10 protein-coding genes are annotated in these 12,361 nt (G+C 67.1%); 9 read left to right on the top strand and 1 reads right to left on the bottom strand.

The window, feature by feature from the left end; genetic code table 11:
• Positions 1-2 precede the first annotated feature (2 nt).
• The 6 genes from AC1DMA_RS22440 to AC1DMA_RS22415 are packed head-to-tail and all read left to right on the top strand — an operon-like array spanning position 3 to position 7,098.
• The gene (locus AC1DMA_RS22440) at positions 3-2,126 is read left to right on the top strand and encodes an acetate--CoA ligase family protein (protein ID WP_478145537.1); all 2,124 of its coding nucleotides are present in this window, start codon (positions 3-5) and stop codon (positions 2,124-2,126) included.
• An 8-nt stretch (positions 2,127-2,134) separates the two neighbouring features.
• On the top strand, positions 2,135-3,352 hold the full coding sequence (locus AC1DMA_RS22435; protein ID WP_478145536.1) for an acyl-CoA dehydrogenase family protein: 1,218 nt from the start codon (positions 2,135-2,137) through the stop codon (positions 3,350-3,352).
• A complete protein-coding gene (locus tag AC1DMA_RS22430) occupies positions 3,349-4,323 on the top strand; it encodes an acyl-CoA dehydrogenase family protein (RefSeq protein WP_478145535.1) in 975 nt (324 codons plus the stop codon). Before AC1DMA_RS22435 ends, AC1DMA_RS22430 begins: the two co-directional genes overlap by 4 nt.
• A gap of 14 nt (positions 4,324-4,337) precedes the next feature.
• On the top strand, positions 4,338-5,096 hold the full coding sequence (locus AC1DMA_RS22425; protein ID WP_478145534.1) for an SDR family NAD(P)-dependent oxidoreductase: 759 nt from the start codon (positions 4,338-4,340) through the stop codon (positions 5,094-5,096).
• Positions 5,097-5,116: 20 nt separating this feature from the next.
• Positions 5,117-6,340 (top strand): SDR family NAD(P)-dependent oxidoreductase, encoded by a 1,224-nt coding sequence (locus AC1DMA_RS22420; RefSeq protein ID WP_478145533.1) that lies wholly within the window; start codon positions 5,117-5,119, stop codon positions 6,338-6,340.
• Positions 6,337-7,098 carry a carboxymuconolactone decarboxylase family protein gene (locus tag AC1DMA_RS22415; protein WP_478145532.1) on the top strand — a complete coding sequence of 254 codons (762 nt, stop codon included), beginning with the start codon at positions 6,337-6,339 and terminating at the stop codon, positions 7,096-7,098. Before AC1DMA_RS22420 ends, AC1DMA_RS22415 begins: the two co-directional genes overlap by 4 nt.
• A gap of 3 nt (positions 7,099-7,101) precedes the next feature.
• Here the strand turns inward: AC1DMA_RS22415 and AC1DMA_RS22410 are convergent, their stop codons facing one another.
• Complete coding sequence (locus tag AC1DMA_RS22410; protein WP_478145531.1) at positions 7,102-7,812, bottom strand: helix-turn-helix domain-containing protein; 711 nt, start codon at positions 7,810-7,812, stop codon at positions 7,102-7,104.
• A gap of 246 nt (positions 7,813-8,058) precedes the next feature.
• Here AC1DMA_RS22410 and AC1DMA_RS22405 point away from each other — a divergent pair, with 246 nt between their 5' ends.
• Genes AC1DMA_RS22405 through AC1DMA_RS22395 form a run of 3 tightly spaced genes read left to right on the top strand, consistent with a single transcriptional unit; the run spans position 8,059 to position 12,355 of the window.
• Positions 8,059-9,222, top strand: coding sequence for an NAD(P)/FAD-dependent oxidoreductase (locus AC1DMA_RS22405; protein ID WP_478145530.1), 1,164 nt, complete (start codon positions 8,059-8,061; stop codon positions 9,220-9,222).
• Positions 9,223-9,255: 33 nt separating this feature from the next.
• Positions 9,256-10,710 (top strand): M81 family metallopeptidase, encoded by a 1,455-nt coding sequence (locus AC1DMA_RS22400; protein WP_478145529.1) that lies wholly within the window; start codon positions 9,256-9,258, stop codon positions 10,708-10,710.
• Positions 10,711-10,762: 52 nt separating this feature from the next.
• Positions 10,763-12,355 (top strand): ABC transporter substrate-binding protein, encoded by a 1,593-nt coding sequence (locus tag AC1DMA_RS22395; RefSeq protein ID WP_478145528.1) that lies wholly within the window; start codon positions 10,763-10,765, stop codon positions 12,353-12,355.
• The last annotated feature ends 6 nt before the right edge of the window (positions 12,356-12,361 follow it).

Here is a 12,361-nt window from a genome sequence, read left to right as displayed (position 1 = left end):
AGATGCTGACCCAGGTTCAGGCCACGCCGGGCGCGGGGCTCGACGCATTCTTCAGCGCACGCAGCGTTGCGGTGATCGGCGCGTCCGACGACGTCACCAAGATCGGGGGCCGCCCGGTCCAGTTGCTGCGCAAGTACGGGTATGCGGGCGCGATCTATCCCATCAACCCGAAGGGCGGAACCATCCAGGGTCTGCAGGCCTACGCTTCGGTGCTGGACACGCCCACGGCGCCCGAACTCGCCATCGTGGCGGTGCCCGCGAACGCCACTCTGCAGGCCCTACGCGACTGCGGCAACCGCGGTGTGCGCGGCGTGGTGGTTCTCTCCACCGGCTTCGCGGAGGCGGGCGCGGAGGGCGCGGCGCTGCAGGCCGAACTGGTCCACGTGGCGCGCAACCACGGCATGCGTCTGCTCGGGCCGAACTGCCTCGGCGCGGTGAACGTGGTGGACCGGCTCGTGGCCTCGTTCTCCATCGCGCTCGAACAAAGCATGCCGCCTGCCGGGCAGGTGGGGATCGTCTCGCAGTCGGGAAACATCGGCAGCTTCACGATGCGCTGCATGGCCGATCGCGGCCTCGGCGTGAGCCGCTTCATCGCCACCGGCAACGAAGCCGACGTGGATGTCGCCGATGGCATCGCCGCACTGGCGAACGATTCCGCCACGCGCATCATTCTGTGTTGCATGGAGACCTGCCGCGATGCAGGAAGGCTGATCGCAGCGCTCGACATGGCACGTCGCCATCGCAAGCCGGTGATCGCGCTCAAGATCGGCGCCACCGCGCAAGGCCAGGCCGCGGCCGCGTCGCACACGGGCGCGCTGATGGGCTCGGACGCGGTGTTCGATGCGGTCTTCCGGCGCTACGGCGTGCTGCGCGTGCGCTCGTTCGAAGAACTTCTCGACGTCGGCCATGCAGCGGCCCTGCTGGGTGCGGACCGCCTGCCCACCACCGATGCAGTGACGCTGGTGGCTGCGTCCGGCGGCTTCGGCATCATGATGGCCGACGCGATGGTCGAAGCCGGCATGGCGCTTCCGCAACTGGCGGACACGACCCGGGCCCTGATCCGCGAAGCCGTGCCGACCGCCGGCACGAACAACCCGGTGGACGCATCGGCACAGATGTCCGCCCGGCCGGACATCCTCTTGAAGATGCTGACCGCACTGCAAGGCGATGCGGCCGGCAGCACACTGGTGCTGCTGCTCGCCCTCTCGCTGTACAACCCGCGGCTGCGCGGCGTGTACATGGAAGCGCTGTCGAAGATTCGCCAGAGCCACCCCGATCGCCTGATGGTCCTCATCAGCAAGGGCCCGGCCGATGCGGTGGCCGAGATCAATGCGCTGGGCATCCCCGTGTTCCCGAGCATCCCTGCGGCGGCCAGCGGGATGGCCGGGCTGGTTCGCCTCGGGCAACTCGCCAGTCTCTCTCCGGCAGCGGCGTACAGCGGCCCTGTCGACAAAGTCGATCCGGCTGTGTTCCGCAACGAGTTCCACGCCAAGAAGGCGCTGGCAGCCGCCGGCATCAGCGTGCCGCGCGAAGAGGTGGTTTCTTCCGCTGAAGAAGCCGTTCGCAGCGCACGGGCGACAGGCTATCCGGTGGTCCTCAAGATCGCATCGGAGGACATCGCCCACAAGACCGAAATCGGCGGCGTGGCGCTCGACCTGAAGGGCGACGACGCGGTGCGCCAGGCCTATGACCGCCTGATTGCCAACGCACGCCGGCATGCGCCGGAAGCGCGTCTCGACGGCGTGCTCGTGGCACCAATGGTCCGGGGCGGCGTGGAGCTGATCGCAGGCGTTTCGCGCGACCCCGTATTTGGTCCGGTCGTCATGGTGGGGATGGGCGGCATCCACGCGGAGATCCTGAAGGACGTCGCCGTGCAGGTCGCGCCTGTTTCCGAAGAAGAGGCTGCGCGGATGATCCGCAGCCTTCGCATGTATCCGCTGCTCGACGGCGCCCGGGGCCAGGCCAAGTCCGACGTCGGCGCCGCCGCGCGCACCGTGGCAAGGCTATCGGAATTCGCATGCCGCCATGCGGGCGATGTGGCCGAGATCGACATGAACCCGATCCTTGTCAGGCCTGAAGGCGAGGGTGTGCTCGTGCTCGATGCGCTGATGGTTCCCACCTCTTGAAGGCTCTCATGCACACGGAAAAAAACCCGGCCATCCCGGCCGCCTCGGCGGGTCCGGCCGTCTACCGCCAATATGCGCGCGAGTGGCTCCGCACGCATCTGCCCGGGCACATGCGTGCCGACAGCCTCGACTACCGCACACCCACGCTGGACGAGTGCCGCGACTGGGAAGCCTCCATGTATGACGCGGGCCTGGCCGGCATGACGTGGCCCAAGGCCTATGGCGGCCTCGGGCTCACGCTGCGCGAACACCTCGCCGTCAACAAGGAAGTGGGCGCGCTCGCCATGCCCGAGAGCGTGAGCTCGATCGGCAAGGAATTGGCCGGGCCCATCATCCAGACCGTGGGGACCGAAGAGCAGAAGCAATTCTTCCTCCCGCGCATCCTCTCGATGCGCAACTACTGGTGCCAGGGCTTCTCCGAGCCCGACGCAGGCTCCGATCTCGCACGTTTGCGGACCAAGGCGGTGCAGGAAGGCGACACCTGGCGCATCAACGGCCAGAAGATCTGGACCAGCGGCGCGGCCAAGGCGCACTTCTGCCTGCTGCTGACGCGCACCGGCACCGTCGCCGACAAGCACCGCGGCCTGCTGATGTTCGCGGTGCCGATGGACACGCCCGGCATCCGCGTGGTGCCGATCAAGTCGATCGACGGCAAGGACTCGTTCGCCGAAGTGTTCTTCGACGACGTGGTGGTGCCTGACAACGCAAGGCTCGGTGCGCCCGACGAAGGCTGGAACGCAGCGATCCGCGTGCTGTCGATCGAACGCGCGACCAACCGCATGTACCGCGCGTGGCGCTTCGAATGCGAACTGCGCCAGCTCGTCAACGCCTGCAAGTCCGATCCGCGGTTGTCGAAGGTGCTCGAAGACGGCCAATACCAGCGCCGCATCGGCGATGTGGTCGGCGAAATCGCGGCGCTCAAGGGACTGGTCGAACGCACGGTGGACCAGCTCGCGGCCGGCGACAAGATCGGCGCGCGCGGCTCCCTGACCAAGCTGTACTGGTCCGAATGCCACCAGGCCTTCATGGGCCTCGCGCTGTCGGTCGTGTCGCAAGTCAATCCGCGGTCGAGCCCGCTGGCGCAACGCGCGCGCAAGCACTTCACCGGCGCCTATCTCTATGCCCGCGCCGAAACTATCTATGCGGGCACCACCGAAGTGCAGCTGGACATCATTGCCCAACGCATCATGGATTTGCCCACGGACCTCCAGGAGTCGCTGAAATGAGCGCATCGGACAACGATCTCAAACCGGAGGAGTTCGCACAGGCCGCTGCCGATGCGATCGCAGACGCACAAGCCGCACAAGCCCGCGGCTTCCGCGAAGCCGCCGCAGTGCTTGCCAATGCGGGGCTGTGCGGCGTATGCGCAAGCGAAGATGCCGGCGGACTTGCGCTGGGAACCGAGTTCGCGCTGCCCATCGTGGCCGAGGCGGGCAAGCTGCGCCTTCAGTGGCCGCTGATCGAAACGCTGCTGATCGCCAAGGCGCTCGGCGATTCGCCGCTCGCGGCGGAGCTGGCCGGCGGCACGCGTGTCGCCACCTGGGCACTGCAAGGCAGCCTGCGGGAGGGCTTTGCAGGCCACGCGCGCCACGCACGCCATTGCGACTGGGTGCTGGTCGCCGATGGCCAGGGCGGCGGCGCGCTGCTGGACCTCGAATCGATCGACATCCAGGACGACGCCGCGCTGGACCCGGACTATCCCCAGTCGTGGCTCACGCTGGACAACGCCAAGGTGCTCGCCGAGTTCGATGCCGGCACCTTCGCCACTCTGCAGCGCGACGGCGAGATCCTGATCGCCGGTTGGGTCAACGGCGCGGCCGAAGGTGCGCTCGCCACCACGGCCACCTACATGGCGACCCGCGTGCAGTTCGGACGCCCTCTCTCGGCCAAGCAGGCGGTGCGCCACCTGCTGGCGCGCATGCGGCTGGTGCAGGAGGCCTCCAGCGCCGGCATCCAGCGTTTGTTGCGCAAGGACGAATACGGCCATGTGCGCGCGACCGGACCAGTGCTCGCCAATGCGCTGGCGAATGCGGCCTTCGTGCTGGAGAAATCCATACACCTGCATGGCGGGATGGGCTTCACCTGGGAAGTGCCTCTGCACTACGCCCTGCGCGAAATGCGCAAGTTCGATGCGGCGTTCGGATCGGGATCGCTCGCGCGCCAGGCCGGACTGGACTTCATCCAGTCCGCGGCATGAATGAAGGAGTTCGAATGAATCAGGATCTGCTCGGCCGCGTGGCCCTCATCACCGGCGCAGGCGCCGGCATCGGCCGCGAGACCGCACTGCAGATGGCGGCCCGCGGCGCCACGGTCTGCGTCAACGACATCAAGGAAGAACTGGTTTCCCCGGTCGTCGACACCATCAAGGACCGCGGCGGAAAAGCATTCGCCGTGCCGATGAACATCGCCACGCGCGAAGGCATCCGGGACGCCATCCGGCGCTCTTTGGAGCACGGCGGGCGCTTCGACATCCTGGTCAACAACGCGGCCTGGGTGCGCTACCAGACCATCCCCGAAATCATGCCCGAGACGATGGACCGCATGCTGGACGTCGGCTTCAAATCGGTCGTCTGGAGCCTGCAGGAAGCCGTCGCGGTGATGGACCCTCAGCGCGGCGGCTCGATCGTGAACGTGGCGTCGGTGGCGGCCCTGCGCTCGGCCGCCAACTCGGTGGTCTATTCGGGCATCAAGTCCGGGATCATGGGGATCACGCGTGCGGCGGCAGCGGAGCTCGGCGCGCGCAACATTCGTGTCAATGCGGTGTGCCCATCGGCCGTTCCCACAGAAGGCACGCAGCGCAACCGCGACGCCGCGCGCGATGCCAACCGCATCGCGCGAACGCCGCTGGGCCGACTCGGCACGGTCGAAGACATCGCGCGCGCCATCTGTTTCCTGGCGAGCGACGAGGCGGGATTCATCACGGCGCAGGGCCTGACGGTGGACGGCGGCATCACGCTGACCAACATCTGACATTCGCAGGACACCCGCAGATGCAGACGGTCCTCATCACCGGTGCCGCTTCGGGTATCGGCCGCGATGCCGCGCGACGCTTCGCCGCCGCGGGCTGGCAATGCGTGCTCGTCGATCACAACGAAGAGGCCTTGCATGCGCTGGGGCGGACGTTGCCTCTACCCGCTTCGTCGGCGCATGTGCTTCGCACCGTCGACCTCACCGATCCGGCGCAGATTGCATCGCTTCGGGACGGCACGCCGGCACTGGACGCGCTCATCAACAACGCCGGCATGTCCGATGCATCGAACACGCCGTTGGCCGAACAATCGCCGGCACAGATGGCCCGATTGCTGGCGCTCAACCTGGCTGCGCCGGCGGCCGTGATCGACGCGTGCATGCATCTGATCAAGCTGGCCGCGCGAATCGTGAATGTCGCATCCGGCGCGGGGCTGCATGCGATCCCATGGCGCGGCGGCTACAGCCCGAGCAAGGCGGGGCTCATCGCGCAAACACGAGCCCTCGCGGCAGCGCGGCCCGACTGGTGCGTGACGGTGCTCGCGCCCGGCTTCGTTCGAACCGAGCTGGTGGACGGGCTGATTCAGGCCGGCCGGATCAAGCCTGAGAACGCCGTCGGAAAGATTCCGCTCGGGCGCATGGCCGCCCCTGCCGAGATGGCGCAGGCGCTCTTCTTTCTGGCAAGTCCAGGCGCGGCGCCTCTGCACGGACAGGTGCTGGCGTTCAACGGTGGCTCTTCCATCTTCGGAGGCAGCCAGCGCTTCGAGCCGGCCACGCTGGAGCCGCTGCCCCTGGACCTGCCGCTACGCCTCGAAGTCCACGGCGGCGACGCTGCGACGTGGCAAGCCGCGACGACAGAGCCCACCGCGGCGCAGCACTACGACGCGTGTCTCGACCTGTCGCCGCTGTCCTGCGAAGGACCGGGCCTGTTGCAGGCGGTGCATGCCGCTGCCACGCGCTTCCATGCCGCTTACAAGCAGCAGGCCAGCCTGACGGTGCTGCTGCCATGCACGCGGCAGGGCCGCTGGCAGGACGCCGGCGACGGTGCAGCGGCACGCATGCTGGTGTCGACCCTCGCCTGCGAATGGGGCGGTCGCGCCATGCGCATCAACGCGCTGGAAGTGCCCGAAGACCTCCAGCCGAAATCATTCCACCCGCTGCTGCGTTTCGTCTGCGGCCCAGCCGCGCAGTACCTGACGGGGCAGACGCTGGTCTGCGGCGGCCCCGCTCAAGGAGAGGCACGATGAGCGCGCAGCCGGAAAACATCACCGACCCCGAACTCGCACGAATCAAGGAAGCCTTCATCGCCGAGCGCGGCTACTGGCGTCCCTGGACCGAGACGATGCTGCAGGCGTGCCCCGGCTTCGTGGCGCAGTACGCGCGCTATGCCGGCTATCCCGCACGCACCGGTCCGCTGTCGCCGCGCATGGTCGAGCTCATCTATGTGGCGCTCGACAGCTCTTCGTCCCATCTCTTCGAATCAGGACTGCAGACGCACATGAAGCGTGCGCTCGAAGTCGGCGCCACGCAGGCCGACATCTTCGACGTGCTGCACCTCGTGGCCGTGCAAGGGGTCGCCAGTGTGGCGCAGGCCGCCGACATCCTCGCGGAGCTCGCCGGGACGGATGCGGCCGGGTCGATCGGCGACGCGCTTCGGGGCCGGATCGATTCGCTCGGTCCTGCGCACGGCCTCTCCCTTGCCGCTGTTGCGAGGATGGACCCGGGCTATGTGGAGGTGCTGCTCGATTTCATCGAACAAGGCCGGCCTGGAACGGGCCTCAGCGCGGCGGAGCGCAGTCTGGTGCAGGTGGCATTGCACGCGTGCTTCACTGCCTTCAATCCCGAAGCGACGAAGCAGATGCTGTCGGTCGCGCTTTCGCAGGGCGTACCGCCGGCCGAACTGCTGCAGGCCATCCAGTTGGGATCACACCTGGCGGTGCATGGCACCGCCCTGGGTGCGAATGTCTTTCGGCAATTGCAGCCACCGCAGCAGCTCTCGTCATAGCCGTCAGCTCTTGCCCGCCTTGGCCCGCGAACGCACCGCAGGCTTGCTCACAACGGCGCGGACCGGCCCCCGCTGCTCCCCCGCCCGCGCCGTGCGCATCAAGAGGCTTTCCGTCGAAGTCACGCCGACGATGCGCGCCAGTTGCCGGCTGATGCTGACGTAGGCATGGCCGATGCGGCTGTCGAAGTAGAGCGAATCGCCGCGCTCCAGACGCACGACCTCCCCGACTTCGAAATGCACTTCGATCGTGCCCGAGAGCACGTAGGCAAACTCCTCGCCGTCATGGCGCGCGAAGTCCTCGGGTCCGTGGATGCGCCGCGCGTGCACGGTGCCGATCACCGGGCTCATGAGCTTTCCGGTGGCGGTCGTGCCGAGAAATTCGTAGGCAAAGGAAAGGCCGCGATACACCACGCCCTTTCCGGATCGCGTCACGACCGGCGCCTGCAGGGCCGTGGTCTTCACGCCTTCGCCCGCGAACATGGCGTTCATGTCCATCTTCAGTGCGCGGCCAAGTGCTGCGAAGTTCTCGTAGCCCAGCGCCAGTTGCCCGCGTTCCGCACGCGAGATGGTCGGCACCGAAACGCCTGAGAGTTCCGACAACTGCTGCAGCGTCCAGCCGAGACTCTTGCGGGCGCTTCGCAAACGGCGCCCGAAGGTCTCGCGGTCCAGCAACTGACCCTCGGGCTGCGCGTCCTCGCTCTCGCGCGGCTTCATAGATTCATCCTCGATCTCCTGTGTGTCTCGGCGGGCCTGCCCAGCAGGGATTCTGCCAGCCGGCGCCATGGACACGGCTGCTTGCTGGCCTGGATTTTGCGTCAACGCAAATTGCGGATGCGCAAATTCACCAATGTGAGCGGTGAGTGTTTACCCTGAAACTCCCCGACTGTTTTTGCGTATCCGCAAATTTGTCCCTACACTCCGCGTCTCCCGCACCCCTGACGCCAATCGCTCTTCCAAACCATGACTTCCGAGACCGCCGCCATTCAAGCCGACTTCCTCGTGATCGGTGCGGGCATCGCAGGCGCATCCGTCGCGCACTGGCTTGCACCGCATGGGCGCACCATCGTGCTCGAGCGCGAATCACAGCCCGGCTATCACTCGACCGGGCGTTCGGCGGCCCTCTTCATGGAAAGCTATGGCACCGAGCAGGTGCGCGCGCTCACGCTGGCCAGCCGCGCATTCTTCGAGTCGCCGCCAGCGGGTTTCACCGAGCATCCGCTGCTGACGCCTCGCGGCGCGATGATGGTCGGAACGCCCGAGCAGCACGCCGAACTCGACGCGCACTGGGAGGTGCTCAGCGCGATGTCGCCCCGTGCTCGCCGCCTGACGCCCGCCGAAGCGTGCGCGCTCGTCCCAGCCCTGCGGGCCGAGTTGCTGCACAGCGCCGTCTACGAACCGGATGCCGCCGACATGGACGTGCACGCAATCCATCAGGGCTATTTGCGCGGCATGCGGCGCGCCGGAGGCACGCTGGTGTGCGATGCCGATGTTTCGCAGATGCGGCGCGTGGGCGGCCGCTGGCAATTGACCGCAGGAGCGTCGACATACGAAGCCCCGGTCGTGCTCAATGCAGCCGGTGCGTGGTGCGACGTGATCGGGCAACTCGCCGGCGCACAGCCGCTGGGCCTTCAGCCGTGCCGCCGATCGGCCTTCATCTTTGCCGCCTCGCCCGAGCAGGACCCCAGCCATTGGCCGATGGTCCACGGCGCGACGGAAGACTGGTACATCAAGCCGGATGCCGGCATGTTGCTTGGCTCACCCGCCAACGCAGACCCTGTCGATCCGCAGGACATCCAACCCGAAGAGCTGGACATCGCCATGGCCATCCACCGCATCGAGGAAATGACCACGCTGCAGATCCGCCGGCCCACGCGCACCTGGGCCGGGCTGCGTTCCTTCGTGGGCGACGGCAACCTTGTCGGCGGCTTCGACGATCAGGTGGAGGGCTTCTTCTGGATCGCCGCCCAAGGCGGCTATGGCATCCAGACTTCCGCCGCAATGGGCGAGACCTGCGCCGCACTCGCGCGCGGGCTGCCGGTGCCCCCGCACCCTTCTTCTTTCGGCCTCACCGAAGAGATGCTGAGCCCGCGACGTCTGCGCAAGCAGGACGTCGTCTCTGTCTGATTCCATTCGTCATTCACAAAGGAGTACTCCGCCGTGCGTGTCTTCAGCGCTTCCCTCGCCACCGAAACCAATACCTTCGGACCCATGCCGACCGGCCTGGCGTCGTTCCGTGATCGCGGCTACTTCCCGGCCGGCAAGCATCCCGATTCGATGATGCTGTTTTCCGGGCCCCTGTGGGCTGCGCGCCTGCGCGGCAAGGAAGCCGGCTGGACGCTCATCGAAGGCATGGTCGCCGCAGCCCAGCCCAGCGGCATCACAACGCGCCACGCCTACGAGTCCCTGCGCGACGAGTTGCTGCGCGACCTGAAGGCCGCCCTGCCGGTGGACGTGGTGCTGCTCGGCCTGCATGGTGCGATGGTGGCCGATGGCTACGACGACTGCGAAGGCGACCTTCTGCAGCGCGTGCGCGCGCTGGTCGGCCCGGACACGGTCGTCGGCGCCGAACTCGACCCGCACTGCCATCTCACACCCGAGATGGTGAAGCACGCCAACATGCTCATCGCCTTCAAGGAGTACCCGCACACCGACGTGCTCGAACGCGGCCTGGAACTGGTGGACCTGTGCGTGGCAGCCGCGCAGAAGAAGATCAGCCCGGTCGCCGCCGTGGTGGACACCGGCTTGATCCTCACGGTCCACACTTCGCGCGAACCCGCACGCGGCTTTGTGCAGCGCATGCAATCGCTCGAAGGCAAGGACGGCGTGCTCTCCGTCTCGCTGGCGCACGGCTTCAGTTGGGGCGACGTGCCCGGCATGGGCACCAAGACGCTGGTCTACACCGACGGCGATGCCGCAAAGGCGCAAGCGCTGGCACGCCAGCTCGCGGACGAGGTGATCGGCATGCGCGATGCGCTGACCGTGAACTATCCCGCCATCGATGCCGCGCTGGACGAGGCGATGGCCTTCAAGGGCGGCCCGGTGGTCATGGCGGACGGCGCCGACAACGCAGGCGGCGGCGCCGCGAGCGATTCGACCTTCGTGCTGCAGCGCATGCTCGAACGGGGAATTACGAATGCCGCGCTCGGCCCGCTGTGGGACCCGATCGCCGTGCGCATCGCCTTCGATGCCGGTGAAGGCGCGCGCCTTCCGATGCGCATCGGCGGCAAGATCAGTCCGCTTTCAGGTCAGCCGCTGGACCTGGACTGCACCGTCAAGGCGCTCAAGCCCGCACTTGTGATGACGGGTCTCGCGGGCACGCCCACGGCAATGGGCGATTGCGCGCTCGTCGAAGTCGCCGGCATCGAGATCGTGCTGATCACGCTGCGCAATCAAGCCATGGGCACGGACCTCTTCACGCAGCTCGGCTGCGACCTCACGGCCAAGCGGCTCATCGTGGTGAAGTCTTCGCAGCATTTCTATGCGTCCTTCTCCAAGGTGGGCAAGCACGTGATCTATGTCGCCGCGCCGGGCTCGGTGACGCTCGACCTCAACACCCTGCCCTATCAGAAGATCCAGCGCCCCAAGTGGCCGATGGATGCACTGGCTGCCTGACACGCGAACCTCTTCCCCCTCCCTTGTGACGACCCTTCCCGGAGTTCCGACGATGAAACGACGCACCCTTGCTGCCCTGGCCGCCCTTGGCGCCCTCACGCTGGGCATGCTCAGCCCGGCCGCGATGGCGCAGGCGCAGGCGCCAGCGAAGACCCTTCGCATCGTGGCGCATGCCGACCTGAAGATCCTCGATCCGACCTTCACCACGGCCTACATCTCGCGCAACTTCGGCTACATGGTCTATGACACCCTGTTCGCGCAGGACACCACCGGCAAGCCCCAGCCCCAGATGGTGGAGAAGTACACCCAGTCGCCAGACGGCAAGCAGTGGAGCTTCACGCTGCGCCCGGGACTGAAGTTCTCCGACGGCTCGCCCGTCACGCCCGCGGACGCCATCGCCTCGCTGCAACGCTGGACCAGCCGCGACAGCCTCGGCCGCGCGCTGGCGGCAAACGGCGCCGACTGGAAAGCTGCGGACGCCCGCACCTTCACGTTGACGCTGAAGGAGCCCTTCGGCATGGTGCTGGACGCACTCGCCAAGCCTTCGGGCTACCCGGCCTTCATCCTGCCGGAGAAGCTCGCCAAGCTGCCTGCCACCTCGCCAATGACCGAAGTGCTGGGTTCCGGCCCCTTCGTCTTCAAGCGCGACGAATGGGTGCCTGGCAACAAGGCGGTCTTCGTGCGCAACACGCAATACGTGCCGCGCACAGAGCCGGTCAATGGCCTCTCCGGCGGCAAGAAGAGCAATTTCGATCGGGTGGAATGGCTCTACCTGCCCGACGCGAACAGCGCCGTCGCCGCCTTGCAGCGCGGCGAGGTGGACCTGATCGAACAGCTCCCGCCGGACTACATCGCACCGCTGCGCGCCGACAGCAAGATCAAGGTGGGGACGGGCGGCAGCTATCAGGCCTTCCTGGTGCTCAACCAGCTGCATCCGCCCTTCGACAACATCAAGGCGCGCCAGGCTTTCCAGATGGCGGTGAACCAGGAGCGGTTCGTCGCGGCAATGGGCTACCCGGCGGACATGCGCATGGCCTACTGCCACACCTACTTCATCTGCGGCAGCCCCAACGACACGGCGGCCGGCTCGCAGGGTCACGCCAAGCCGGACCTCGCGAAGGCCAAGGCGCTCCTGGCCGAGTCCGGCTACAAGGGCGAGAAGGTTGTGCTGCTGGTGCCGACAGACGTCACCTACCTCAATGCGCTCGCGCTCATGGCCGCGCAGACCCTGCGCAGCATTGGCGTGAACGTCGACATGCAGTCGATGGACTGGGCCTCGATCGGTGCCCGCCGCGCCAAGCGCGACGCACCATCGGCAGGCGGCTGGAACGTGTACGTGACCGTTGCCGGCGAGTTCGATGCCAACTCGCCCATCACCAATGCCTACCTGAGCCCGGCCTGCGGCAATTCCTTGCCCGGCTGGCCTTGCGACAAGGAACTCGACGCCTTGCGTGCCGCCTGGCTCCAGGCCACCGATGCGTCCCAGCGCAAGCCGCGACTCGACGCATTCCAGGCCCGCGCCTTCGAAGCCGTGCCCTACATCAACGCGGGGCAGTATTCCGCCGTCTATGCCGCGCGCGCCGATCTCAAGGGTCTCGACAAGCTCTGGGGCGGCATGCCGCTGGTCTGGGCGCTGGACAAGTAAGACTGC

The sequence above is a fragment of the Variovorax sp. 05N34 genome (genome assembly GCF_056397405.1).
This window is presented reverse-complemented; position numbering and strand designations above follow the sequence as displayed.